The sequence below is a fragment of the Chryseobacterium sp. ON_d1 genome (genome assembly GCF_006829085.1).
Classification (GTDB): Bacteria; Bacteroidota; Bacteroidia; order Flavobacteriales; family Weeksellaceae; genus Chryseobacterium.
Window position 1 is genome coordinate 344838 of record NZ_BJTC01000002.1, and the last position, 23779, is coordinate 368616.

Annotated in this window: 28 protein-coding genes; 10 read left to right on the forward strand and 18 right to left on the reverse strand. The window is 36.7% G+C overall.

Features of this window, described 5'->3' with window-relative positions:
* The first annotated feature begins 45 nt into the window (after nucleotides 1–45).
* The 4 genes from CRS_RS04990 (at nucleotide 46) to CRS_RS05005 (ending at nucleotide 4490) form a co-directional block, all read left to right on the forward strand.
* Complete coding sequence (locus tag CRS_RS04990) at nucleotides 46–519, forward strand: DUF3347 domain-containing protein (RefSeq protein WP_142722972.1); 474 nt, start codon at nucleotides 46–48, stop codon at nucleotides 517–519.
* An 88-nt stretch (nucleotides 520–607) separates the two neighbouring features.
* Nucleotides 608–3358, forward strand: a complete 2751-nt coding sequence (locus CRS_RS04995) for a multicopper oxidase domain-containing protein (RefSeq protein ID WP_228451179.1) — start codon at nucleotides 608–610, stop codon at nucleotides 3356–3358.
* 27 nt (nucleotides 3359–3385) lie between these two features.
* Nucleotides 3386–4012 carry a DUF3347 domain-containing protein gene (locus CRS_RS05000; protein ID WP_142722973.1) on the forward strand — a complete coding sequence of 209 codons (627 nt, stop codon included), beginning with the start codon at nucleotides 3386–3388 and terminating at the stop codon, nucleotides 4010–4012.
* 13 nt (nucleotides 4013–4025) lie between these two features.
* Nucleotides 4026–4490, forward strand: a complete 465-nt coding sequence (locus tag CRS_RS05005; protein ID WP_142722974.1) for a heme-binding domain-containing protein — start codon at nucleotides 4026–4028, stop codon at nucleotides 4488–4490.
* A 113-nt stretch (nucleotides 4491–4603) separates the two neighbouring features.
* Here the strand turns inward: CRS_RS05005 and CRS_RS24655 are convergent, their stop codons facing one another.
* The 6 genes from CRS_RS24655 to CRS_RS05030 all read right to left on the reverse strand — a co-directional run bounded on the left by CRS_RS24655 (nucleotide 4604) and on the right by CRS_RS05030 (nucleotide 9030).
* Nucleotides 4604–5101 (reverse strand): FAD-dependent monooxygenase, encoded by a 498-nt coding sequence (locus tag CRS_RS24655; protein WP_308463711.1) that lies wholly within the window; start codon nucleotides 5099–5101, stop codon nucleotides 4604–4606.
* A gap of 45 nt (nucleotides 5102–5146) precedes the next feature.
* Nucleotides 5147–5722 carry an FAD-dependent monooxygenase gene (locus CRS_RS24660; protein WP_228451180.1) on the reverse strand — a complete coding sequence of 192 codons (576 nt, stop codon included), beginning with the start codon at nucleotides 5720–5722 and terminating at the stop codon, nucleotides 5147–5149.
* 18 nt (nucleotides 5723–5740) lie between these two features.
* Nucleotides 5741–6241: a GNAT family N-acetyltransferase gene (locus CRS_RS05015; RefSeq protein ID WP_142722975.1), complete on the reverse strand. Its 501-nt coding sequence runs from the start codon at nucleotides 6239–6241 to the stop codon at nucleotides 5741–5743.
* A gap of 14 nt (nucleotides 6242–6255) precedes the next feature.
* Nucleotides 6256–6864, reverse strand: coding sequence for a hypothetical protein (locus CRS_RS05020; RefSeq protein WP_142722976.1), 609 nt, complete (start codon nucleotides 6862–6864; stop codon nucleotides 6256–6258).
* Between the two features lie 186 nt (nucleotides 6865–7050).
* Nucleotides 7051–7917, reverse strand: coding sequence for an RNA polymerase sigma factor RpoD/SigA (locus tag CRS_RS05025; RefSeq protein ID WP_002979276.1), 867 nt, complete (start codon nucleotides 7915–7917; stop codon nucleotides 7051–7053).
* Between the two features lie 321 nt (nucleotides 7918–8238).
* On the reverse strand, nucleotides 8239–9030 hold the full coding sequence (locus tag CRS_RS05030) for a S1/P1 nuclease (protein ID WP_142722977.1): 792 nt from the start codon (nucleotides 9028–9030) through the stop codon (nucleotides 8239–8241).
* 373 nt (nucleotides 9031–9403) lie between these two features.
* Between CRS_RS05030 and CRS_RS05035 the strand changes: the two genes are divergently transcribed.
* The 4 genes from CRS_RS05035 to CRS_RS05050 all read left to right on the forward strand — a co-directional run bounded on the left by CRS_RS05035 (nucleotide 9404) and on the right by CRS_RS05050 (nucleotide 13741).
* Nucleotides 9404–10345 (forward strand): type VI secretion system baseplate subunit TssG, encoded by a 942-nt coding sequence (locus tag CRS_RS05035; RefSeq protein ID WP_142722978.1) that lies wholly within the window; start codon nucleotides 9404–9406, stop codon nucleotides 10343–10345.
* A gap of 54 nt (nucleotides 10346–10399) precedes the next feature.
* On the forward strand, nucleotides 10400–11302 hold the full coding sequence (locus CRS_RS05040) for a TssN family type VI secretion system protein (protein ID WP_142722979.1): 903 nt from the start codon (nucleotides 10400–10402) through the stop codon (nucleotides 11300–11302).
* 24 nt (nucleotides 11303–11326) lie between these two features.
* Nucleotides 11327–12466 (forward strand): hypothetical protein, encoded by a 1140-nt coding sequence (locus CRS_RS05045; protein ID WP_142722980.1) that lies wholly within the window; start codon nucleotides 11327–11329, stop codon nucleotides 12464–12466.
* Between the two features lie 99 nt (nucleotides 12467–12565).
* Nucleotides 12566–13741, forward strand: a complete 1176-nt coding sequence (locus tag CRS_RS05050) for an aminotransferase class V-fold PLP-dependent enzyme (RefSeq protein ID WP_228451181.1) — start codon at nucleotides 12566–12568, stop codon at nucleotides 13739–13741.
* 52 nt (nucleotides 13742–13793) lie between these two features.
* Here CRS_RS05050 and blaIND read toward each other — a convergent pair whose 3' ends face one another.
* Entirely contained in the window at nucleotides 13794–14522 is a 729-nt protein-coding gene (gene blaIND, locus CRS_RS05055; RefSeq protein ID WP_142722982.1) for an IND family subclass B1 metallo-beta-lactamase, read from the reverse strand.
* A gap of 314 nt (nucleotides 14523–14836) precedes the next feature.
* The gene (locus CRS_RS05060) at nucleotides 14837–15490 is read right to left on the reverse strand and encodes a metal-dependent transcriptional regulator (protein ID WP_142722983.1); all 654 of its coding nucleotides are present in this window, start codon (nucleotides 15488–15490) and stop codon (nucleotides 14837–14839) included.
* 85 nt (nucleotides 15491–15575) lie between these two features.
* Here CRS_RS05060 and CRS_RS05065 point away from each other — a divergent pair, with 85 nt between their 5' ends.
* On the forward strand, nucleotides 15576–16610 hold the full coding sequence (locus CRS_RS05065) for a low specificity L-threonine aldolase (protein ID WP_142722984.1): 1035 nt from the start codon (nucleotides 15576–15578) through the stop codon (nucleotides 16608–16610).
* 42 nt (nucleotides 16611–16652) lie between these two features.
* Here CRS_RS05065 and CRS_RS05070 read toward each other — a convergent pair whose 3' ends face one another.
* Nucleotides 16653–17153, reverse strand: a complete 501-nt coding sequence (locus CRS_RS05070; RefSeq protein WP_142722985.1) for a hypothetical protein — start codon at nucleotides 17151–17153, stop codon at nucleotides 16653–16655.
* Between the two features lie 157 nt (nucleotides 17154–17310).
* Between CRS_RS05070 and CRS_RS05075 the strand changes: the two genes are divergently transcribed.
* A complete protein-coding gene (locus CRS_RS05075) occupies nucleotides 17311–18273 on the forward strand; it encodes a hypothetical protein (RefSeq protein WP_228451182.1) in 963 nt (320 codons plus the stop codon).
* A 10-nt stretch (nucleotides 18274–18283) separates the two neighbouring features.
* Here the strand turns inward: CRS_RS05075 and CRS_RS05080 are convergent, their stop codons facing one another.
* From CRS_RS05080 to CRS_RS05120, 9 genes are all read right to left on the reverse strand, one after another.
* The gene (locus CRS_RS05080; protein WP_142722986.1) at nucleotides 18284–18838 is read right to left on the reverse strand and encodes a DUF4256 domain-containing protein; all 555 of its coding nucleotides are present in this window, start codon (nucleotides 18836–18838) and stop codon (nucleotides 18284–18286) included.
* A gap of 125 nt (nucleotides 18839–18963) precedes the next feature.
* On the reverse strand, nucleotides 18964–19107 hold the full coding sequence (locus tag CRS_RS05085; RefSeq protein WP_185150432.1) for a hypothetical protein: 144 nt from the start codon (nucleotides 19105–19107) through the stop codon (nucleotides 18964–18966).
* Between the two features lie 114 nt (nucleotides 19108–19221).
* A complete protein-coding gene (locus CRS_RS05090) occupies nucleotides 19222–19365 on the reverse strand; it encodes a hypothetical protein (protein WP_185150433.1) in 144 nt (47 codons plus the stop codon).
* A 129-nt stretch (nucleotides 19366–19494) separates the two neighbouring features.
* A complete protein-coding gene (locus tag CRS_RS24340) occupies nucleotides 19495–19635 on the reverse strand; it encodes a hypothetical protein (RefSeq protein ID WP_172617003.1) in 141 nt (46 codons plus the stop codon).
* Nucleotides 19636–19749: 114 nt separating this feature from the next.
* A complete protein-coding gene (locus CRS_RS05100; RefSeq protein WP_142722987.1) occupies nucleotides 19750–20148 on the reverse strand; it encodes a DoxX family protein in 399 nt (132 codons plus the stop codon).
* Nucleotides 20149–20163: 15 nt separating this feature from the next.
* Complete coding sequence (locus CRS_RS05105; protein ID WP_142722988.1) at nucleotides 20164–20742, reverse strand: YdeI family protein; 579 nt, start codon at nucleotides 20740–20742, stop codon at nucleotides 20164–20166.
* Nucleotides 20743–21009: 267 nt separating this feature from the next.
* The gene (locus CRS_RS05110) at nucleotides 21010–21468 is read right to left on the reverse strand and encodes an SRPBCC domain-containing protein (RefSeq protein ID WP_142722989.1); all 459 of its coding nucleotides are present in this window, start codon (nucleotides 21466–21468) and stop codon (nucleotides 21010–21012) included.
* 221 nt (nucleotides 21469–21689) lie between these two features.
* Entirely contained in the window at nucleotides 21690–22019 is a 330-nt protein-coding gene (locus tag CRS_RS05115; protein ID WP_142722990.1) for a helix-turn-helix transcriptional regulator, read from the reverse strand.
* 151 nt (nucleotides 22020–22170) lie between these two features.
* A complete protein-coding gene (locus CRS_RS05120) occupies nucleotides 22171–22935 on the reverse strand; it encodes an O-methyltransferase (protein WP_142722991.1) in 765 nt (254 codons plus the stop codon).
* Between the last annotated feature and the right edge of the window lie 844 nt (nucleotides 22936–23779).

Sequence of the window (23779 nt, forward strand, 5' to 3'; positions counted from 1 at the left end):
TGCGTTATCCATTCTTATTAAAAATTAATTCTAAAATTTAAAACAATGAAAAAATATATCATCACAGCAGCCTTATCTTTATTCTCAATCATTTCATTATCAGCACAATCTAAAAAGGATGCTCAGGTCTCTAAGCTGTATCAGAACTATATCGCTATCAAATCAGCTTTGGCTTCAGATGACGCGGATAAAACATCAAAAGCAGCAAATGAATTTATTAAAACAGCTTCAGCCATCGACTATAAAGTAGTTTCTGAAGGGAATCTTAATATCCTCAGAAAAGATGCTTCTTCTATTTCTGAAGCAAGAACTGTTGCAGCCCAAAGAGAGAATTTTTTTAATCTTTCGGACAATATGATTGCTTTGACCAAAGAGTTCAAACTTTCTGAAAAGCCAGTCTATGTACAATATTGCCCAATGGCAGATGGCAGCTGGCTAAGCGATGAAAAACAGATCGCTAACCCGTACTATGGGAAAACTATGCTTTCATGCGGAAGTGTAAAGTCAGAAATTAAATAATTATTGTATTGTTTTTAAAAACAACAAGTTGCATAGCTTAATCTATAATTATATTTAAGCTGTGCAGCTTCTAAAAGTTCGAAATGTTATGAAAAAACTGATAATGTTTCTGATGCTTTTGTTCTCTGTTTTTACTTTCGCACAAACTACGAAAACGTATTATACCTGTCCGATGCATTCGGAAGTGGTTTCCTCAAACCCAGGAGACTGTCCTAAATGCGGCATGACCCTCGTAAAAAAAACAGCGGTTATAAAACCCAAAGCAGCAATAAAACCGGAAGTAAAACCTATCTCTAAAACAGAGGCTAAAGCGAAGCCTACAGAAACAAAAATAAATAAGAAAAAAGCAGTAGTTAAAAAGGTTAATGATGCTGTGCAGGCTAAAATTCAGAATTTAAACCCATCGAAGTCTAAAACCGAGTTACAGGCTCAAACTATTTACACCTGTCCGATGCACCCTGAGGTGGTTTCAGACAAGCCCGGAAAGTGCCCTAAATGTGGGATGGATCTGGTAGAAAAAGAAGACCATGCTCACGCAGAAGCTGGAAGTTCAAAAGAAGAAAGTTCAGTTTTAAAACGAAACTCTGAAAACGGAAGAATTACTTTTGGAGGAAAAACAGTTCGCTATGACCTGTATGTAAAAGATACGATTGTCAACTTTACAGGAAAAAACAGAAGAGCTATTGCGATCAACGGGAAACTTCAGGCTCCGACCCTGTATTTTACAGAAGGAGATACTGCTGAAATCTACCTGCATAATATGCTGAAGGAAAATACCGGACTTCACTGGCATGGTGTGATTCTCCCCAATGAACATGACGGAGTTCCATATCTTACCACGAAACCTGTACAACCTGGAGAAACTCATTTATACAAATTCAGAATTTCTCAGAACGGAACCTATTGGTATCATTCTCACGAAGCCCTTCAGGAGCAGATAGGAATGAATGGAATCCTGGTCTTCAAAAAAAGAGAAGGTGAACCGAAAACAGAGTACAATGCCGAAATTCCTGTATTATTGGGAGACTGGAGTGATGATGATCCGATGCAGATTGCAAGGAGACTTCATATGGCCAACACAGACTGGTATGCGGTAAAGAAAAATGCCGTACAGAGTTATTGGGAAGCGATTAAGTCCGGAAATTTTGGAACAAAAGCTCTGAATGAATGGAAAAGGATGGAAGCAATGGATGTAAGTGATGTCTACTATGATAAATTCCTGATTAATGGTACCCCCAGTTCAAACTATTCAAATCTAAAAGCGGGAGATAAAGTACGGCTCAGGGTTGCCAACGGAGGTTCCTCTACTTATTTCTGGCTGAATTATGGTGGAGGAAAAATAAAAGTAGTGGGAAATGACGGTAATGATGTGGTGCCTGTAGAAGTTGACCGTCTGATTGTAGGAGTTTCCGAGACTTACGATATTGAAGTTACCATTCCTGAAAATAAAAGCTTTGAATTCCGGGCGACCTCAGAAGACAGAATAGGACACGCTTCCCTTTGGCTGGGTTCCGGTGAAAAGGTTGAAGCTCCCAATCTTCCAAGGCTTATGCTTTTTGAAGGAATGAAAATGATGAACGGTATGATGGAAATGAGTGGAAATATGAAGCCGATGAATATGACGATGGGAAATCAGATGATGGATATGAATGAAGTGATGTATCCGGAATTGTCTGAAAATCAGAGAAAAACTACAATGAAGCACATCAATGAGATGATGGGTGTGAAAACAAAAGAAGATAAGAAAGAGGACCATTCCCAACACACAGGAATGGATATGAAGGAAGAAAAAACAATTAAGAGACTGTCTTACAATATTTTAAAATCTCCCGAGAAAACCATCCTTCCGACAGACAGCATTCGTGAAATGAAATTTACACTGGAGGGGAATATGAACCATTATCTCTGGACGCTGGATAATAAAACCGTGACAGAGACCGATAAAATTTTGATTAAAAAAGGAGAGGTTCTCAGAATTAGGATGTATAATAATTCTATGATGCGCCACCCGATGCACCTTCATGGCCATGATTTCAGATTAATCAATTCAAAAGGAGAGTATTCCCCATTGAAAAATGTTGTGGATATCATGCCAATGGAAACTGTGACGATAGAATTTGCCGCGAATCAGGATGGCGACTGGTTTTTCCACTGCCATATTTTATACCATATGATGGCAGGAATGGGAAGGATCTTCAGCTATGAAAATTCAAAACCAAACCCACAGCTTCCAAACAGAAAACTGGCCTGGAAAAACTTTATACAGGACAACAAAATGACCAGCTCTATGGCTATGCTGGATGTAGCAAGCAATAAGATTCATGCAGAAACGATGACAATGTTCGGACCGAGATGGGCTAACCTTAATGAGTTTCATTCTAACTGGAATTTTGATCACTTCGAAGGAAGTGCGAAAGTAGGACGTTTTTTAGGAAAATTCCAATGGGCACTTCCGTATGCAGGAATAAGGGTTCAGAAGAATCATGAGATCATGGAAAGACAGATGGCAGAAGATATGGGGATGGATTTTCATGGTAAAAAGACCTGGTTCGGACAGCAGAAAGCGTCTAAAAACAAGTTTGCATTCATGGTAGGTATGCAGTATGTGCTGCCAATGCTGATCACTGCTGACGCAAGTGTAGATCAAAATGGAAAAGTCTTACTGGAATTGAGTCGTGAAGATATACCGCTTTCCAGAAGACTGAGAGGGAACTTCAGTGTCAATTCAGATGGAGAGTTCTCAACCGGAGTGAGATATATTCTTCAAAAGTGGTTATCTGTTTCCGGAAACTATGATAATGAACTGGGCTGGGGCGCAGGTATCACTTTAACGTATTAATTTTTTAACCATATTATTTAAGAAACAATGAAAAATATAATAACCGTATTGTTTGTGGGTGCTGCATTATATTCTTGTAATAAACCCGATAGTAAAATGCCAGAAAAGAAGGCAGCAGAACCGGAAATCAAAGCAATGGACAGAACTGAACCTGGTGAAACTTCAAATCAGGCGGTAAAAGAAAGCTCTGAAAATAAAAAAGAAGCAGATGAGCTTTCAGCTTTTCCGATTCAGCAAATCATCAAAGGCTACCTTCCTCTAAAAAATGCGCTGGCTCAGGATGATTCTAAAAAAGCTTCCGAAGCGGCCAAAAACCTGTTTTCCATAGTAAAGAAAATAGATATCAGTAAAACCGATGCAAAAAACAATTCTGAATTGCGTGATATTTTAGAAAGTGCTGCAGAAAATGCAGAACATATAGGAGAAAAATCTGATGATATAGCTCATCAGAGAGAGCATCTGCTTTCCCTTAGCAATGATATCACCGATTTAATAAAAGAACAGGGAAACGGCGGATTAAAACTATATCAGGACTTCTGTCCTATGTACAATAATGGAAAAGGAGGGATTTGGATCAGTGAATCGGAAGAGATTATCAATCCATATGAAGGGCAGAAAATGATCAACTGTGGTTCTGTAAAGAAAGTATTTTAAAAGGTATCCAGAGATGAACCGTCATATTAAAAACATATTTTTAGGGTTTCTTCTCATCTTTTTGCTTATCCAGATCATTCAGCCTGCCCGTAATATTGATTATGGTCAGGTTCCTTCAACAGATATTTCAAAGGTTTATAAAGTACCTGAGAATGTACAATCTGTTTTGAGCCAATCCTGTTATGACTGTCACAGCAATTCTACTCATTATCCATTCTATTCCTATATACAGCCTTTACGGTATTATATTGAAAAACATATAAAAAAAGGAAAAGAAGAATTGAATTTTAATGAGTGGGGGCGTTACAGCCATCGGAAACGGATCAGCAAATTAGAGTCCATAGTTCACCAGATACAACAGAAAAAAATGCCGCTAACCTCTTATACTGATCTTCACCCGGAAACTAAACTTTCCGAAAAGCAGGTAGAAGAAATAGTTCGGTGGGTAGAGCTGATGCAGACTGAAAATAAAGAATAAAAATAAGCCCTTAAAACAATAAAAGCCATCCTGTGAAAACGGGATGGCTTTATATATGGATACATAAACTTTATTTCGACGCCCTTGCTTGTTACTGGTATATAAGTCTTTTTCTACATTTCCAGTTCTATAATTTTTTTTGCCATTTTCTGATTTATGCTTTCCGGAATCAAACCCATCAGGAAATTACGTATGGAGTTTCCTTTTTCCCACTGAGAAACTTTTCCGATAGTATGACTTGTACTGACGATATAATTTACCTTTTTTCTTCTGATGCTTTGAAACGCTTTAAAAATTGCATTGAAATCCTGATTCTTTTCTAATAGCTTCCCAATAATATAAGCATCTTCAATAGCCTGACAGGCACCTTGTCCCATATTAGGTGTAGTGGCATGAGCTGCATCTCCGATCAGACATAGATTTTCAGTATACCATTTGGGAATAGGAGTGAGGTCAGAAATTGTATTACAGATAATATTATCCTGTGATGTCGCTTCAATAAGTTGTAAGACGATGGGAGCAAAATCATAAAAAATATCTGCAACCTGAAGATATTTTCCGAAGCTTTTTTCATTGATACAGGCATACCAGTATACTTTTTTATCTGATATTTTTACGAAACCAAAGCGTTTTCCTTTTCCCCATAGTTCAAAAGCCTACTGATGATATTTTTCCGGCAGCTCAAAATCTACCAGACCGCGCCAGCATTTCTGCCCGGAGTTTCTTATTGTTCCTGTTTTAAGGATTTGATTGCGGATAAGCGACTTTATACCATCTGCTCCGAAAACAATCTGACTTTCAATCTGATTTCCATTTTCAAAATCTAAAATATAGTTTGCTTCTTTTTTTATTTTTTGTAATGAATGGTTAAGCTGTATAGAATCAGAATTTAAATTTTCAGCAAGTATTTTCTGAAGTTCAGCCCGGTGAATAGCAATATTGCATGAATTATACCGAGCTCCCAGCTCCTTAACTTCTGTTCTGGAAATAGTCTTTAGAGATTCATTGGCAATAATAATTCTGTGAACTTTATTGCCTGCTTTTTCAATTTTTTCTTTTAAGCCCAGCTTATCAAAAACCTGCATTGCATTTACAGCCATCATTATCCCTGCTCCTACAGGTTTTATTTCAGGAGCCGATTCGTAGACTGTGAAATCATACTGATGCTGTTTCAGTATATTTCCGAGGGTAAGTCCTCCGATTCCGGCCCCGATGATTGAAATAGTGTCCACTAGATTGAGGATTTTAATTTAAAGCGTTAAAATATAGCTCTCAGATACTTTTTTAAAGCCATACTTGCTAAAAAAATTATGAGCACCATGATTGTTAACTCCACTTTCTAATAAGATAAAACTGATATTCCAGCTTTTAGATTCATAAATGGCTTTCTCCAAAAGTTTACTTCCAAGGGATTGTCCTCTTACAGACTGATCCAGGAGCATATCTTCCAGAATTGCATATTTCTTAAAAGGACTGTTGATCACGTTAAAAACCATCATGCCGACAATTTCGCCGTTTTCATTTTCTGCAATCAGAATATTCAGTTTGGAACTGCCGTCAGAATTAAAATCGGTGATCAATTGTTCTGTCAGAATCACTTCAAGATCAGGATTCCAGTGATGGGAATCTATAGCTCTTCCAGACATCATTTCGCCATGAGAAATATAAGCATCTGTTTTATGGGTAATAAAAAAGTCTACGAGCTCTTTAACGCAGCTTTTATCGGTAAGCCATTGGGTAGTATATTGCATGAGATGTTATGGTTTTATTTTAAATTTTTCAGTTCTTCCAGCAGTTTATTCTGTTTATTGATGAATTGATTAAGGCTGTCAGTTTTCAGAGGATGCGAATTCTGATATTTTTCAATTTCGGGAAGGGTTTTTCTGATTTTGAATACAAGGTATTGATCATGAAGTGTGGTCCTGTTTGCTTTTATTTTGGCGATGAGGTTTCTGATCGTCTGTGTTTTTAAATCATATTTTTCAGCGCTTGCTTTTATCTCTTTTTCAATTTGTTTCTTTGTAACAGAATCGGTTACCGAATTTGATAGTGCCGTTGCATCATTATAATATGTTTCCGATTTACCGATAATATCATCATATTCCGAAATGGAGGTTTCAGCATCCTTTTGAATATTGTCTATTCTTGTATCAAGATCCTGTAAATTTTTATCATTTTTTATCAGCTCCTGGTAGATTTCATGAACAAGGTTTCCTTCACGTGAGGAATATCGGGTATTTTTTTTAATAGTTCCTGAAACTGAAGATTCAGCATTGTCAACTGCGTTTTCTACCACAGGAGCCTGCTTCGATTTATTTTCTCTGCAGGAAAGTAGAGATAAAGCCAGAATAGAGGCGAAAAGTATTTTTTTCATAGTATGTTTTGTTTTGGTTGAAAATCAACATCATATCCAAAGCAACTAAAATTAATCATTTCAATGCTAATACAAGGGATTAAAGGATATGATTTTAATTAGTTGAACAAACTTTGAAAAATGTTACATCCATAAAAAAACGGAGCCTGAAAACAGACTCCGCCTATAAAATTTGTTACGCTAAAATTATTTACCCAGGTAAGATTTAAGAATCTTGCTTCTGGTATTGTGTTTTAGTCTCTTAATTGCTTTTTCTTTGATCTGACGAACTCTCTCTCTTGTAAGATCGAAAGTTTCACCAATTTCCTCTAAAGTCATTGGGTGTTTTCCGTTCAGTCCGAAGTACAATCTTACCAGATCAGCCTCTCTTGGCGTCAAAGTATTCAATGCTCTTTCAATCTCGATTTGCAGAGATTCAAGCATCAGATCTTTATCAGGACTTGGAGATTCTCCTGAACGTAATACATCATAAAGATTAGAATCTTCACCTTCTACTAAAGGTGCATCCATAGACAGATGTCTTCCGGAGTTTTTCATAGATTCTTTAATATCTTCCTCGCTCATGTCAAGAACTTCAGCCAGTTCTTCCGGAGAAGGTGGTCTTTCATTTTCCTGCTCAAGGTGAGCGTATGCTTTATTGATTTTGTTGATAGAACCAATTTTGTTCAATGGTAATCTTACAATTCTTGACTGTTCAGCCAATGCCTGTAAAATTGATTGACGGATCCACCATACTGCATAAGAGATAAATTTGAAACCTCTAGTTTCATCGTACCTTTTTGCCGCTTTCATTAATCCTAAGTTACCTTCATTGATCAAATCGGGTAAAGAAAGACCCTGGTTTTGGTATTGTTTAGATACAGATACTACGAAACGAAGGTTGGCCTTGATTAATTTCTCCAGTGCGGCTCTGTCGCCGGCACGTATTCTTTGTGCCAATTCTACTTCCTCGTCCGCAGTGATCAGTTCCACTTTACCAATTTCCTGCAAATACTTGTCTAATGAAGCAGTTTCCCTGTTGGTAACCTGCTTAGTGATTTTTAATTGTCTCATTTATTTTATCCTCAAAAAAGAGTTACTATAATATATACGTATGAAAAGATAAAAAGGTTACAAAAGATTCAGTTTTTTTTGTACAATGTATAATGCAAAAAGTATTAATGATTTTTAATGATTGTATTAAATAATTGATAGTGAGTTTGTTGTGTTTTTTATTTGTTGTTAAAAAAATAAATTCTAATAAAAGTCAGTTCATTTACAAACTTTATAATTTCCCTAAACTCTAAACAAAAAAACGAAACCGAAGTCCCGTTTTTTATATCTAAAAGTACTATTTCAGGTTATATTGAGTACCCACAAACCCGAAACCCATAACTAAAAAAGCTCGTTTAATACTTTTGCCAGCCTTAGTCCTCCGTATAGCAGTTGTCTTTCCATTGTATCATTGAACTTGTACTGATAGTCGTAAGATAATTTGGAATCGTTAGGAGTCTGTGCATAGATCTTATTGGCGATTTTGTGAGAATCGTACAACCAGTCTTCCAGAGTTCCGGCCTGAATCTGTGCTACTTCTTCCTTGGATTTAATATCTAAAAGCTTAGAATATTCAGTGTAGCTGTATTTTTGAGAATCTACAAGTTTTCCATCCCAAACAGAGTGTAAATTCGTTTTTTCGCCGAAATAGGTGACATTGATCTTGTTTCCGCCTAAATCCTCTGCTCTTCCTACGTGGAGCGGCTGCGCAAGGTCTCCCATAATATGAATAAGGAAGATCAAAGCAATCTTTCTGTCTTTTTCAGAAGTATTTTTATCTTTGATCTGACTGGACAGGGTGTTTACCTGAGTATAAAGGCTTGGTCCTGCTTGTGCTTTTAAGTTTTGTTCAAAAGTTTTAAAATCAGTCTGAGGATCAATGTTGACATAATGCCAGGATGAAGCCTGCTTCCATGCGCCTGTTGTATCAGATTTGATAAAATCCGGCCAGTTAGCCCAATAAGCCAGTCGCTCTTTTCCCATGATCTTCTTTATTTCTCTTCTTGCCTTGCGGGAAAGGTGATTTTGTGCAATGTCTGCGATCACTCTGTGTCCTGTTAATCCCCACGCATAAGAATAAAGTGAAGAGGCCATGAATGCTAAAATCAAAATTTTAGAATAAATACTTTTCATTTAAATAACAATTTTCAGTCTGCAAAGATACGGTCCGCTTTTGGAATGAGCATGGATAATCCCGAATTTATTCATATAATCATGTTAATAAAAATTAATCTAAATAAAAAAAATAATTACAGCTGACAGTAAAGTTTAATTTTTCAGTTTCATAGGCAGCCTTATAATATCATAAGTGGCTGATCTTTAATATTAAGCTTTAAATTTAAAAAAACAAGTAAACCCTTTATTTACCGTATTTTTACGGAATTTCCCACAATTAATTCCTTTTAATATCAATAAATTACTATTTTTAGAATAAAATTATTGTAAAATTATTTTTTCAAACTTATGAGATATATTATCTTTACAAGTCATAATCAGAGGAAACACTATGTATGAGAATAATATTGTAGATATGCATTACAATAAGCTGCAGACAGACTTTAAGGCTGAAGCCGTGGCGGTTAATCTGCTGAAGTACCATCGTGCGGTAAGCAATATATTCATTGAACGTGTTGGGGTGAACGACCGTGCTTACCTTAAAGATATAAAAAGTATCACAAGCAGTTTTTTAGGATTCGACGAAGAGGTATTTACGATAGAAACTTACAGAGAGGGTATTTATGATTACCTTCCTGAAGGGTTGTTCCATCCGCCGTCTCTTGGAGCTTCCAGAAAGAACGTTGATACGGTGGTAAGAGAAATCCGTAAACAGAAAAGGGTAGAGGATGATGCCCGTAAGTTTTTCCGGCCTTTTGAACTGGAGGTGTTTTTTACGGAGATCAGTGCTTTGCTTAAGGAATCAGAATTTGATATTACAAGCCATACGGATTCTTTACTGGAAACGATAAGTGAGCTCTGGCCCCTGATCAGAATGCTGGATCGGCAGAATGCCTATATATTCATGTATATTTTACCTTTCTTTCATCAGATCAGAGGCGACAAAAAATGGTTTGAGCGATGTATGACAGCTTTTCTGCAGGTACCGGTAAAAGTAACTTTTTCACCTAATATTATTGATGAGATTGAGAAAAATGATGACTCCATGTTGCTGGGAAATTCGCGATTGGGAGTAACTTATATCCCCAGTGGTCCGCATATGGACGGACAGCGGAACTGGGTAATCAATATCGGTCCTATTCCTTATGGGGATATGAAAAGATACATCCCTGGAAGTCCTTTCAGAAATGTACTTCAGGCTCTTTATGATTATTTTCTTCCGGTAACCGTGGATGTGGAAGAAAATTTTGTCACAGAAAAAGAGGAATATTCATTCAGTCTTCAGGACGATGAAAGAAATGCCAGCCGCCTTGGTTACTCTACATTCCTCTAAATTATTTTATTATATTTACAACTACCAACAAAGTATAAATTCGAAAAGAAACAAATGGAAATTTCTTCAGTAAAAGGTATTTTTTTAAGGTATATCTTAATGCCTTTAATCGCAGTTATTATGATGGTTATTCTCGGGGTAATCAGGAGAAATAAACCTGCAATAAAAATTAAAGTCATTATTGTATACGTATTGCTGTGCAGCTTATGTCTGGCTATTCCGGGCTTTTTTGGATTTGCCGGAAACCTTTTTAATCCTTACTGGTATCTTATTGCCCAGATCATTTATCTTATTTTCGGGATTATTCATGTCAATCTTTTGCACAGATATTTCAAAAAGCATATCGAATCTCTGGCTATGAGTATTCTGTTTGAATCTATACTTTCATTAACTTGTATTGCTTTGGGAGGATATCTTTTTACGCTGATTTTTAAGTGGATGGGTGACGGATTGGGAAATGCTGTAATGGCAGCTACAAGTATGCTGATCTTTGTGGTTCCTATGGTGTTTTATTACTGTTATATCCAGTTTATCAGCATTCCTTTTGATATTTATAAAACGTGGAGATATTCTCCGGAACAGAAACTTCCTGATTTCGAGGGAGCAGACTTTGACAGATTAATGGTATTAAATGTTGAACTGAGCAAAAAGCTTGAAGATACCAACCGTTTCAGAATTAAAGCGAAAACATTGCCTACGGGGGTTACTTTCGGAGATTGGTTCTACAGAGTTGTGGATGATTATAACCATAAAAATCCGGGATCTGTCATTCATCTTTCAGACGAAGGGAATGAGCCGTATTACTGGATCTTTTATACGAAAAAATCGTTTTTCAGCTTTAGAAAATATATAGATTTCGACCACGATATTACCACCAACAATATTTCAGAAAATGAAGTAGTGATTTGTAAGAGAGTCATTCAGCATGAAGAAGAAGGAGTCGCAAGAAAATCATAAACACAAAATTAAAAAGTATTAAACATGATACAGCCTATTAAACATTTTGCAATCAACTGGGTGGATGGGATGAAGGTTTCCCAGAGACACCTTAATGATCAGGATAATTTCTTAATTGATACCATCAGAGATTCCAACTCCCTTGGAATCACGACATATAATTATGGGCTTCTGCCTATTTCCAATGAATTTACAGACCGTACCATTTTTGATGTTCATAATACGGCAACCAATGACGTACAGCTGGTCATCAAACGTTGCAGCGCTGTTACGATGGCTGGATACCGTATTGAACTTACGGACAGAAGGATCAGTGTAAAATCATTGGCCAAATCAATGAATGAAGAGCAGGCAGATGGTGAATATTACATCCTGATCTCTGTAAATCCTTTTGACAAAGTACCTTTTGGAGATATTGATCCTGAAGAAATTCCGCCACGCCATCCTAGCGCACAACCTAACCATCACATTGAATTGCTTCCTGTAACCTCTTTGAACAGCAGCTATTCGGGAGGAAATTATCTGATCATCGGGAAGGTAGATTTAAAAGGAAATATTGCTCAGGTAGATTCCAACTTTATCCCGCCATGTACTTCTGTACAGAGCCATCCGGCTTTGGTAGATTATTACAGCAGCTATGCGAAGTCTATCGGGAACCTTCAGCAGTATGCTTTTAAAATCATTCAGAAAGCTTCCCATAAAAATCAGAATACGGCTTTGGCGCAAAACGTTAAGTTCCTGTGTATAACGATGATCAATACTTTTGGAGATATGTATTTCCAGTTCAGAAATATTACCCCCTGGCAGCCGCCTGTATTCCTGATTGAGTCTTTTGCCAGGCTCGCACTTCATTTATACAACTCCACCCAGCTTCTGGTTCCGGCAGAACTGGAAGAAATGCTGAATTACAGTTTAGAGTGGAGTGAGATTGCCCCTCATACTTTACTGAACCAGCTTTCTATTGTAGCAGAGACCAATTATGACCATCATAACTGTGGTGAACCTTTGCTTTATATTCAGCAGATGCTGAGAAGCCTTGAGACTATTTTCTCTAAACTGAGCGAACTGGATTACATCGGCCAGAGAAAAGAAAACATTATTGTTAACGAGCAGGAAGTTTCTGCCAATACAAATCCTAAGAGAGGCTGGAGTGTTTTAGATTAAAATCACTTATTAAATATAGAGTCCCGGGTGAAAATCCGGGATTTTTTATGCCTTATATAGAAAAAATTAAAAGTACATTTGTTGTAAGGATTGAGAGAAATGAATTTAGAAGTTATCAGACAGGAGACTCCGGGATGCTCGGATAAAATATTTTTAAACAGTGCAGGGGCGTCATTAATGCCCAGGTCCGTTGTGGATAGTACAGTTAAGTATTTATATGAAGAACAGGAGATCGGAGGCTATGCAGCAGTGATGCGAAACTCGGAGAGGATCAGCCGCTTTTATGAAGAGGCAGCGAAGCTGATCAATACAAAACCTTCCAATATTGCCTTCGTAAGCAGTTCTACAGATGGCTATGCCAAAGCTTTATCAAGCATTGATTTTAAAGAAGGAGACTGCATCATAACCACCAATGATGATTATATATCCAATCAGATAGCTTTTATTTCTTTGCAGAAAAGATACCGTATTGAAATTATCAGGGCTGCCAATCTGCCCGACCATGAGCTGGATCTTGAGGATTTTGAAAGTTTAATCAGAAAGCACAATCCTAAATTGATTGCTGTTACTCATATTCCTACCAATTCCGGGCTTATTCAGAATATAGAAGGAGTAGGGAAGCTGTGTAAGCAATATGATGTTCTTTACCTTGTAGATGCCTGTCAGTCTGTAGGACAGATTGTGGTAGATGTCGAAAAAATTCATTGTGATTTTCTGACAGCAACAGGAAGAAAGTTTATGAGGGGGCCCCGGGGAACAGGTTTTTTATATGTTTCTGATAAAGCTTTACATCATACCATGTATCCTTTATTTTTAGATAGTATCGGGGCTAAATGGATTTCTTTTGATGATTTCGTGCTCAATGATACTGCTAAAAGATTTGAGCTTTTTGAAAGACCATATGCTTCTCTGCTGGGCTTTACAGAAGCGCTGCGTTATGCGAATGCTATTGGTGTAAGCCAGATTGAGAGCTATAACCGTATATTGTCAGATACTCTGAGAACCCATCTGAAGGATAGTGGTTTCACCGTTTTGGATAAAGGAAACAGATTGGGCAGTATTGTTACCTTCTGCCAGCCAGACGGAAAGGTTGAAAAAATCCAAAAGATTCTGAGTGGTAACAATGTATTTTTTAAGGAAAACCGTAAAGGTGATGCGTTAATTGATTTTAGTTTTAAAGAGGTAGACCATGCTATCCGGTTATCTCCTCATTATTTCAATACAATGGAAGAAATTGAACGTGTAGTACAGCTTCTAAAAAGCATTAGTCTTTAGCATACTGTTTTTAAACCTTTAGGGCCCCGGCGAACGCCGGGGCCCTAAAGGTTTATTTTTTATTCAGAAGATCAAGAGTGTGTTCTACATGTCCACCGCCTTTCCATTCATCATGCCCCGGGATAATAAGGGTTGCCTGGGCGTATTTGGATTTTAGTTTTTCCATGGTTTGGGGCCATTGTGCAATGTTGGCTTCTCCGGTATAGCCGAGATCTGCTGCTGATCTGCTTTTTACAAGGCATCCACCGTCCAGTATTTTATATTTAGGAAACCAAACCACTACATTATCCACTGTATGTCCTTCACCCAGAAAGTCTACTATAAACTCTTCTCCACCAATACGGTAAGGCTTACCGGTTTTTATAATTTCACTAGAAGTTGCTTTTCCGTCTTTCTTTAAAAGTTCATTGGTCTTCTCTGTTGCATAAGTTTTGATACCCTTATTGTTATAGAAACTTAAATCTCCGGCTCTGTCTTCGTGAGAGTGGGTGGCAAATACTGCAATAACAGGAAGGTGATGGCGCTTCTGAATGGTATCCAACAGGCTTTGATATTGTGTTTTCTGCCAGGGAACATCGAACAAAACAACTCCTTTTTTAGTCACCAGATACACTGCATTGGTCGAATATTCTTTTCCGCCAAATACGCCAAAAGTCTTGTAAATATAAAAATTGGGTTTAATCTGCGGCTCAATTACAAAATCTCTTACCTGCGTGGTTTGTGCATTTGTCAATGGGCTTAGCAACATCGAAATAATAAAAAACGGAATGCTTTTTTTCATAATTCTTTTAAGTAATAATTAATGTTTGTACTTGTCAGAAAAGACAAAGTAAGTAGAATATTTTGCAAACCTAATTAAAAATAAATCTTCAGGATTTACAGAAGAGGAGTTTAACCGTTTTTTAACAGTATAACCCAATAGATGTTATTCTTTAATGACTTAAAAAAATTAAAGTTGAATTTTTAAACTGAACCTGTTTTTTAACCATTAAGTCAGATAAGTTTTGCATTAACCTTAAAATCAGAATGTTTAATCTTCATTACTTTATTCTTTTAAATGTCTCTTAATGGTTTAAATATTTGATAGGTTAAAGGCTATTTTTTAACCAATATTTTTTCAGTGGCTTTTTTGCTTAATATTTCAGTTTTGCCATCAATTTCTATGGTCATCGACTTATCAAAACTTTCAATTTTTATAATTTTCACTTTTGTATTGAGGAGAAGTTTCCTGTCATTCAGGTAAGTCAGGAAAGCATCGTCGGAAAGGGTAACTGAAGCAAAAGTTACATTTTCACCCGGTTCACAGACGCTTAATTTCTGCAGATCCTGGGCAATAATATTTCCGTCTTTATCAGGAATAGGTTCTCCATGAGGATCAAACTTAGGATGATCCAGAATCTCATCCATTTTGTCAAAAAAGATCTGTGAATGTACATGCTCCAGCTGTTCCGCAATCTCATGAACATTTTCCCAGCCAAAATTCATTTTTTTAACCAGAAACATTTCGGTAAGCCTGTGTTTTCTAACCACCAGGGCTGCTTCACGCCTTCCGTTTTCGGTAACGATCAGAGGCTTATATGTCTCATAAATCACCCATTTTTTCTCGGCAAATTTCTTCATCATATTATTGACACTCGGCATTTTTACATTCAAAAATTTGCTGAGCTCATTAATCGTAACCTTTCCTTCATTGTCAACTAAATGAAACAAAGCTTTCAGGTAATTCTCTTCTGTTAGGGTTGTTTTCAAAATGTTAGATGATTTTCAATACAAATCTAACAAAATAAAATGAAAAGTTGGCTCTTGTTATTTTAACTTTTTTTACTTTTACTCTATGAAATTTTCATTCAAAAACGACTATTCTGAGGGGTGCCACCCGAATATTTTACAGGCTCTTTTACAATACAATCTTGACCAGCAGGCTGGCTACGGCGAAGATGAATATTCATTGAAAGCTAAAGCTTTAATCAAGGAGAAAATTAATAATCAAGCATCTGAAGTTTTTTTGCTTTCAGGAGGGACACAGGCTAACTTAATTGTTATTTCAGCGATCTTAAAACCTTATCAGTGTGTGATTTCCGCTTCTTCCGGGCATATTTTAAATAATGAAACCGGAGCTATTGAAGCCACAGGTCATAAAGTGCTGAGCATTGAAACTATAGACGGGAAGCTGAGGCCATCGGATATCATTCCCGTGTTGGAAAACCATAGAAATGTTCCTCATCAGGTAATGCCCAAATTGGTTTATATTTCCAATTCTACAGAACTGGGAACGATTTATCAGGCAAAAGAACTGGAAGAGCTTTCAACATTCTGTAAGCAGAATAAATTATACCTTTTTATGGACGGAGCCAGACTGGGACATGGTCTGACTTCGGAAATCAGTGATCTTACTCTGGAAAAGGTAGCTGCTCTTACCGATGTTTTCTATCTTGGAGGCACTAAGAACGGAGCTTTGATTGGAGAAGCAATTGTGATTAATAATCCCGTTCTACAGGAGGATTTTGCTTTTAATATCAAACAGAAAGGAGCGTTACTGGCAAAAGGAAGACTTTTGGGAATTCAGTTTATGGAACTGATGAAGGATAATCTGTATTTTGATCTGGCACAACATGCCAATCAGCAGGCTATGAAAATTAAGAGAGCGTTACAGAAAAAGGGCACTGCTTTTCTTGCGGATACCTATACCAATCAGATTTTTCCTATTCTCAATAACGATCTTATTGAGGTGCTGTCTGAAAATTTTGAATTCTACGTATGGAAAAAAGTAGATGAAAACTTTTCTGCGGTTCGTCTTATCACTTCCTGGAATACAGGGGATGAAGCGGTAAATCGTTTTATTGAAGTTATAGAAACAGAATTAACATAAAAAACAGCCTAGAAGAAGGCTGTTTTTATTTATAATTACTTGTTATTTTAAAGCTTTGCTGACTATTTTACAATCTGCAGCGGTTAGTTTCTGTCCGTCTTTATAGCTGATTTTCTTTTCGTCAGCATATTTGGATTGTCCGTCTTCTTCTTTGTGGTCACCAATTCCTTCCGTTAAAGTATTGTCTTTCTGGATGAAGTAAATATCTCTCTTGCTCTTTTGGCCTTCTGAAGCGAACTCGTAAGTCAGTTTTAGCGTATCTCCTGATTTGAAACCAGTAACATCACCTTTTGAACTGTCTTTCTCACTGTTTTTGTACGATAATTTCCCTGTGATCGTTCCTAAATTGTCATCTATAGACGCAAAAACACTGTCTTTTCCGGTTACTCCGATATAACAGAACGATTTTGGTCCAAGTGTATCTACCACAGGTTCAGCAATAGCCACGGTATCAGCCTCTGCCTTGGGAGCCGGTGCCTCAGTTTTTTTATTACAGTTGATTAAAAAAGCTGATACAGCACCCAATAAGATTAATTTTTTCATATCCTTAATTGTTAAAATCAAATTTCGTATTCCAAAAATAACAATAGTATTTATATATGAAAGAAAATTGTTGGTAAATAAGGATAATTTTCATCAGACTTAAAACTTGTAAATGCTTTTAGGCATGAAAAATGATTGACCATGGAAAATTGATTTAATGAAAAAGATGACTAGAGTGCTGAGATTGGGATTTTTTATTTTAGGGGTACAGTTTGTGACCGCACAGGCTCCTCAAAATTATATTTATACTTCATCAGGAGACCTGCATGGAATTGAAAAGATGATTACAAGAGAAGATATTGGTGGTGTACAGATTGTATATAACTGGAAAGCTTTGGAAAAAACAAAAGATGTGTATGATTTTTCTGCTATTGAGAAGGATCTGGATTATCTTACAAAACTCAATAGAAAATTATTTATCCAGCTTCAGGACAGATTCTTTGAACCGCAGGCAAGATATATTCCTGATTATGTTTTGAACGATAAAGAATATAATGGCGGGCTTATTCCTCAATATGATAATCCGGGTGAGAACAAACCTGTGGGAAGCGGTTGGGCAACCCAACAATGGAATCCGGCAGTCCGAAAAAGATTTCAGAAACTGATAGGAGAGCTGGCAAAGAAATTTGACGGCAAAATCCAGGGAATTAATCTTCCGGAAACGGCGATTGACATTGACATGAAAAAAGATAAAACAGGATTTAGCTGCGATGGCTATTTTCAGGCTGAGTTGGAAAATCTAAAGTTTGCAAGAAACGCTTTCCACCATTCTTACGTTCTGCAATATGTCAATTTCTTTCCATGCGAATGGGAAAATGATCACCAGTATATGTCAAGACTTTTCGATTTTGCTTACCAAAATAATATAGGACTGGGCGGACCGGATATTGTTCCGGGTAAGAAAGCACAAATGAAAAATTCTTATCCTTTTTTTAATCAGTACAAAGGAAAGCTTTCTCTGGTAGCAATGGCCGTTCAGGAGCCGACTTTAACGTATACAAATCCGAAAACTAAAAAGCCTTTTACCAAAGAAGAATTTACAGAATATGCAGAAAATTATCTGGGCGTAAAAATTATATTCTGGAGTGTGGAATCTCCCTGGTTGAGAGATCCCAGTTGATTATTCTCCTTTATACTTTTAATACTCCTCTGAATCCTCTTGCCGCATAATAAGAATCTGCACCGTTGTGATACGTAAATACGGTATTGTATCTTCTGTCACAGAACAGTGCACCTCCCAGTTCCCGGATTTCAGGGGGTGTCTTGATCCAGCTTGAAGTCTTTTGGTCAAATTTTCCCAATTCCTGAAGATGACGGTATTGTTCTTCTGTCAAAAGTTCAATACCCATTTCTTTAGCGGTGTCGATGACGTTACTTTCTGGTTTGTTGGCTTTTCTGGCATCCCAGGCCTGATAATCATAACATAAACTTCGGCGTTTTGGACTTTCGGGGGAGCAGTCAACGAAAGAATATTCATCTGTTTTTTTATTATAATCTACCACGTCGGGTTCACCTTCAGTGGCTTCCATTCCATATAAAGACCAGATTTTTTCGGGATTGGCTTCCAATCTTTGCTGGATTTTTTCCCATTTCAAATCTTTATGTCGGTTCATATTTTTTTCAAATCGGGTTTTTAGTATTTTTAAAAACTCGTTGATTTGTTCCGGGGTTAGTTGAGTTTTCATGTCAAATTTTGTTTTATTGTGTTTGTTGGAATTCGCTTAGGCGCAAGTTTTATTAATAATGGCTTGTTTTAAGGCGCAAAGATTTTATCTGCGATAAAATTTCTGACTGTTAATTATTAAGATTATTAATCAATAATAGTGATTTTTCTTTCCATGGGACTTAAATACCGGGAAATAATAACCAGTACCAATAATAATACTGCGGGAAAAGTTCTGCTGACTGTATTTAAAAACTCGTTGATTTGTTCCGGGGTTAGTTGAGTTTTCATGTCGAATTTGTTTTGTTGGAAATCGCAAAGACGCAAGTTATTTTAATGAGGGATTGTTTAAGGCGCAAAGATTTTATCTGCGATAAAATTTCTGACTGTTAATTATTAAGATTATTAATCAATAATAGTGATTTTTCTTTCCATGGGACTTAAATACCGGGAAATAATAACCAGTACCAATAATAATACTGCGGGAAAAGTTCTGCTGGCTGTATTTAAAAACTCGTTGATTTGTTCTGGAGTTAGTTGAGTTTTCATGTCAAATTTTGTTTTATTGTGTTTGTTGGAATTCGCTTAGGCGCAAGTTTTATTAATAATGGCTTGTTTTAAGGCACAAAGATTTTATCTGCGATAAAATTTCTGACTGTTAATTATTAAGATTATTAATCAATAATAGTGATTTTTCTTTCCATGGGACTTAAATATCGGGAAATAATAACCAGTACCAATAATAATACTGCGGAGAAAAGTTCTGCTGGCTGTATTTAAAAACTCGTTGATTTGTTCCGGGGTTAGTTGAGTTTTCATGTCGAATTTGTTTTGTTGGAAATCGCAAAGACGCAAGTTATTTTAATGAGGGATTGTTTAAGGCGCAAAGATTTTATCGCAGATAAAATCTTTGACTGTTAGTTTTTAAAATTATTAATTAATAACAGTAATTTTTCTGTCTGCAGGTCTGAAATACCAGGAAATAAGTACCAATACAAATAGTAATACTGCGGGAAAAGTTCTGCCGGCTGTATCCCCCACAATAAGATGGGAAATGATAGCTCCTGACATCACGAAGAAAAATCCGGCATAAGCCCATTCTTTTAGCAACAGATGTTTAGGTATAAGGATGGCAATAACACCCAGGATTTTCCATACGCCGATAATGGTCATCAGATAAGAAGGGTAGCCGAGGTTGGTAAAATTGGCCAGTTCATCTTTGTTTTTCATTAGTTGGACAATGGCAGTGGAAACCATTCCCAGAGCCATCCACAGAGTGAATATCCAGTAGATAATCTTTGTTCTTTTTTGTGAGGGTTGTGGTGTGTTCATGATCTGTTTTTATAGTTAGTCGTTTAATCCTATTCCGTCCATGATTTGTGGGATGCATTTTTCAATGCGGGCTTCGCGGGTTTTGGACTGTTTGGCAGAGGAGAAGTGAAGCAGGTAGGCCCTTTGCCTTCCTGGTGTTAATGCTTTGAAAGCTTCCTCTAATGCAGGATCTTGATCCAGCTTTTCCTGAAACTCTTTCGCTATTTCAAACTCTTTTGTTTTCTTCATTTCCACTTTAGCGCCCGATTCTTCAATTTCAACAGCTTCAAACATATATTGACGAAGGATGTCTTGCAGATCATTAATTTGTTCCACATCGGTAAAGCGGATCTGTCTTGCGGCCTGCACATTTTTAGACTGCTGAATCAGGATATGGTCCGGATCTTTCATCAAAGCCCCCTTAAAGAAGAGTAGGGCACAGTATTCTTTAAAGCCGTGGATCAGGAAAATATTTTTCCCTTCATAGGTATAGCAGGGACAGCCCCATTTTAAATCTTCTACTAATTCGGTGCTTAACGCGATTGTCCTTAATTTTTCAAATTCTTCTTTCCACTGTGTGGCTTTTTCGAAGAAAAAATTAACTTTTGGATTCATTGTGTGGGAGGTTTGAGGGTTTGAGAGTATTAGAGTGGGAGAGTTTTGGGTTTCGGGATGCGAGATTCGGGGTTTTAGGGTTTGAGGATTTGAGAGTGGGAGAGTATAAGGGTTTAAGGTTTAAAGTTTAATGTTCAAGGTTCTGCTGTTTATCAAATAATGATTGACGATTCACTTGCGAAGCAAAATTCACTATTGACATTGATGCCCACAATTTAAACCTTGTTGCCCATTGTTTATCATCTCTTCGTCTATTATCTATTTCTCCTACTTAAACAACTCCTGCAAACGGTTATGCGCCATATTAATTCCCTGGGCAAATGGCATTTTCAGGTGCTGGTCTCTGAAGTCAATAGATTTATAAATTGTCTGGATCGTGATTTTACTGGTGTTGCCTGTTAATTTTTCAAATGTTAAAAACTCGATCTGAGCAGGAAAAGGAGTGTTCTCCATCTGGAAAGTCCTTATAATTTTCTCATTCTGAACAATATCATGAATGGTTCCATTGGCACTGAACATCACTTCTCCCTGAGGATTGGACGTTTCAAAACGGTAGCTTCCGTGGGGTTGGTTTTCAAACTTGGTGACTTTGGTGCCCATCCATTGTTCAAAAAGTTCAGCTTCTGTATAGGCTTTGAAAAGCAGTTCTACAGGAAGGTCAAATTCTCTGATGATGAAGATTTCCTGTTTGCCGTCTTCTGCGTGTATTTTTGTTTTGAGTTCCATATTTTGAGTTTGGTTTTTAAGTTTGAGGGTTCTCTGAGTATTAGAGTGGGAGAGTTCCAGAGTTTGAGAATACAATCGTTCAAGGTTTAAAGTTTAATGTTCAACGTTGTTATCCTTTCAAAAATAATTGACGATTCACTTGCAAAGCAAAATTCACTATTGACATTGAGGTTTACAGTTAAACTTTGACATCCACAGTCTCTCATCTTTTCGTTTATTATCTATTGTCTCATATTATTTTTATACGCTTTCATCACACTTTCCAGTTTGTTGAATTTTTCGTCCCACATTTTACGGAAGGGTTCTATAAAATCGGCTATTTCTTTCATTTTATTGGGATTGAGGTGATAAATAATTTCTCTGCCGTTTTGTTCAGATCTTAATAGTTCGCATTCTGTAAGGATCTGGAGATGCTTTGAAACGGTAGGTCTCGCCGTATCAAAATTAGAAGCAATGGCTCCTGCCGTCATCGACTGTGTCGCCACCAACATTAATATAGATCTTCTGGTAGGATCTGCTATCGCCTGAAATACATCTCTTCTTAAATTCATCGTGTAGTTATTTGACTACAAATATATGTGTAGTTATTTAGCTACGCAAATTTTTTTTGAAAAATTTTATTAAAGGATGTTTAATCATTAAAAGAAAAATGGAGAACTTAATGTTCTCCATTTACTATATAAACAATTGATCAGCCGCTGATTATTCTTTTATAAAAACGCCAATATATTTTCCGCTGTATTCTACAACAGAAGTCCTAATATTTTTTTTACGACAGAAATCCTGGTATGCCGAATTATCTCCAATATCATCACTGATAAAGACTGCACCGGGTTTCAGTCTTTTATAGATCTGGTGATAAGCCCACATTCTTCCGTGATAGCTTTTGTCAGAATCATAGTGGAAAACATCAAAAGAAGAAACTTTTTTAAAAATTTTAGGCAAAGATTCTCTGTCTGCAAACCGGAATAATTTCCAATATTTTTTAAGGTTTTCAGGGACAACATAGCCTACATACCGGTCTCCATCCTGTGCAAGATAAGGCATATCTGAGCTGTACAGTGTTCCGTTTCTTTTTTGAAGGGAAAGCAATATGGCCAATGATGACCATCCATAAGCGACTCCGGTTTCCAGGACATTTTGAGCTTTTGTATATTCACATGCATAGTAAATAAGCTCCAGTGCGCCGGCACCACCCATTGTAATAGGGCATTGTGCTTCTTTTGCAATTGCTTTTTCCAGAATATCAGCATAGGTATTTCTGAAATGATCAGTATCCATAGAAAAAAGCCAGGAAACTGCTAGTTTTTGAGAAACTGCTATAGATGCCGCCCAGGCATTTGTTTTTGCTTTTCCTCTGAATGGACTTCTTCTGCTTATTGTATTTTTGATGATCTTTCTGCCCAGTTCAGGATAAAGAGCAGGTCTTTTGAGATACGCTACAAATGTTTTGAGAACTGTTGACATGTGATTGACAGTGTTAAATTTACAGGGCAAATATATCTTTTTAAAACTCATATCAGATTGAGATAATATTAATTTTGAGTGTCAATCTGTTTAAAATTTTTTAATACTATCATCCTTTAATTAACCACTTAAAAATTGTATTTTATTAAACCATTAAGAGCTTGTGTAAGAGGCGATGAACATTTTTATATAAAGCTCTAAGTGATGAGTTTTTCAGCCACGAAGGAAACCTAAGTTTTTAAGAAACAGTAAAGTTCGGGTACATTTGAAAAAGGGTGTGCTGATGAATGTCTTCAGATATTCTCCTGATATCCTTAACAGTGTACTACATTCTTACAGTTCAAGCACGTGATGATATTCAGTCTCATGATTTTGATCTCTTGCCACCGCAAAGTTTTAGAATTATAGAATGCTTTACTCAGGCTAAGAATGGTGTATCTGTGAAGGAGTGTGGATAGTTTCGGCCGCCTTTGGCGGCCGAAACATATGCTGTTATGCTAATCTAAAAGGAATTGCTCCTGTTCAGGGAAAAGTTTTGTGTTTCTTTTCTTACCGGCAAATGATTTTTTAAGATTGGATCAATCTGTTTTTGGGTTATGATGTTTTTTCGGGTTGAAACTTCTTCTTTATATTGAAAGAGGCGTTTCTGTTTTTTTCTTTATAAAAATGTCTGTCCAAAAATATATGGAGTAGAGTCATAAAAATATGGATACTTTTCTGCTTTTTCACTTGGGTAGGTGTTTATCTTTTATTAACACACTTTTTAGTGTGTTGTTTGATGCCTGCAAATGTATAAAATAATTGTATAAATAAAAAGAGAAAATTTCCCCGGTTTTATCATTAT

What these genes read in the sequence shown, in the direction of transcription:
- CRS_RS04990 (WP_142722972.1), top strand. Translation starts at nt 46, where the DNA reads ATGAAAAAATATATCATCACAGCAGCCTTATCTTTATTCTCAATCATT.
- CRS_RS04995 (WP_228451179.1), top strand. Translation starts at nt 608, where the DNA reads ATGAAAAAACTGATAATGTTTCTGATGCTTTTGTTCTCTGTTTTTACT.
- CRS_RS05000 (WP_142722973.1), top strand. Translation starts at nt 3,386, where the DNA reads ATGAAAAATATAATAACCGTATTGTTTGTGGGTGCTGCATTATATTCT.
- CRS_RS05005 (WP_142722974.1), top strand. Translation starts at nt 4,026, where the DNA reads ATGAACCGTCATATTAAAAACATATTTTTAGGGTTTCTTCTCATCTTT.
- CRS_RS05015 (WP_142722975.1), bottom strand. Translation starts at nt 6,241, where the DNA reads ATGCAATATACTACCCAATGGCTTACCGATAAAAGCTGCGTTAAAGAG.
- CRS_RS05020 (WP_142722976.1), bottom strand. Translation starts at nt 6,864, where the DNA reads ATGAAAAAAATACTTTTCGCCTCTATTCTGGCTTTATCTCTACTTTCC.
- CRS_RS05025 (WP_002979276.1), bottom strand. Translation starts at nt 7,917, where the DNA reads ATGAGACAATTAAAAATCACTAAGCAGGTTACCAACAGGGAAACTGCT.
- CRS_RS05030 (WP_142722977.1), bottom strand. Translation starts at nt 9,030, where the DNA reads ATGAAAAGTATTTATTCTAAAATTTTGATTTTAGCATTCATGGCCTCT.
- CRS_RS05035 (WP_142722978.1), top strand. Translation starts at nt 9,404, where the DNA reads ATGTATGAGAATAATATTGTAGATATGCATTACAATAAGCTGCAGACA.
- CRS_RS05040 (WP_142722979.1), top strand. Translation starts at nt 10,400, where the DNA reads ATGGAAATTTCTTCAGTAAAAGGTATTTTTTTAAGGTATATCTTAATG.
- CRS_RS05045 (WP_142722980.1), top strand. Translation starts at nt 11,327, where the DNA reads ATGATACAGCCTATTAAACATTTTGCAATCAACTGGGTGGATGGGATG.
- CRS_RS05050 (WP_228451181.1), top strand. Translation starts at nt 12,566, where the DNA reads ATGAATTTAGAAGTTATCAGACAGGAGACTCCGGGATGCTCGGATAAA.
- blaIND (WP_142722982.1), bottom strand. Translation starts at nt 14,522, where the DNA reads ATGAAAAAAAGCATTCCGTTTTTTATTATTTCGATGTTGCTAAGCCCA.
- CRS_RS05065 (WP_142722984.1), top strand. Translation starts at nt 15,576, where the DNA reads ATGAAATTTTCATTCAAAAACGACTATTCTGAGGGGTGCCACCCGAAT.
- CRS_RS05070 (WP_142722985.1), bottom strand. Translation starts at nt 17,153, where the DNA reads ATGAAAAAATTAATCTTATTGGGTGCTGTATCAGCTTTTTTAATCAAC.
- CRS_RS05075 (WP_228451182.1), top strand. Translation starts at nt 17,311, where the DNA reads ATGAAAAAGATGACTAGAGTGCTGAGATTGGGATTTTTTATTTTAGGG.
- CRS_RS05080 (WP_142722986.1), bottom strand. Translation starts at nt 18,838, where the DNA reads ATGAAAACTCAACTAACCCCGGAACAAATCAACGAGTTTTTAAAAATA.
- CRS_RS05085 (WP_185150432.1), bottom strand. Translation starts at nt 19,107, where the DNA reads ATGAAAACTCAACTAACCCCGGAACAAATCAACGAGTTTTTAAATACA.
- CRS_RS05090 (WP_185150433.1), bottom strand. Translation starts at nt 19,365, where the DNA reads ATGAAAACTCAACTAACTCCAGAACAAATCAACGAGTTTTTAAATACA.
- CRS_RS24340 (WP_172617003.1), bottom strand. Translation starts at nt 19,635, where the DNA reads ATGAAAACTCAACTAACCCCGGAACAAATCAACGAGTTTTTAAATACA.
- CRS_RS05100 (WP_142722987.1), bottom strand. Translation starts at nt 20,148, where the DNA reads ATGAACACACCACAACCCTCACAAAAAAGAACAAAGATTATCTACTGG.
- CRS_RS05105 (WP_142722988.1), bottom strand. Translation starts at nt 20,742, where the DNA reads ATGAATCCAAAAGTTAATTTTTTCTTCGAAAAAGCCACACAGTGGAAA.
- CRS_RS05110 (WP_142722989.1), bottom strand. Translation starts at nt 21,468, where the DNA reads ATGGAACTCAAAACAAAAATACACGCAGAAGACGGCAAACAGGAAATC.
- CRS_RS05115 (WP_142722990.1), bottom strand. Translation starts at nt 22,019, where the DNA reads ATGAATTTAAGAAGAGATGTATTTCAGGCGATAGCAGATCCTACCAGA.
- CRS_RS05120 (WP_142722991.1), bottom strand. Translation starts at nt 22,935, where the DNA reads ATGTCAACAGTTCTCAAAACATTTGTAGCGTATCTCAAAAGACCTGCT.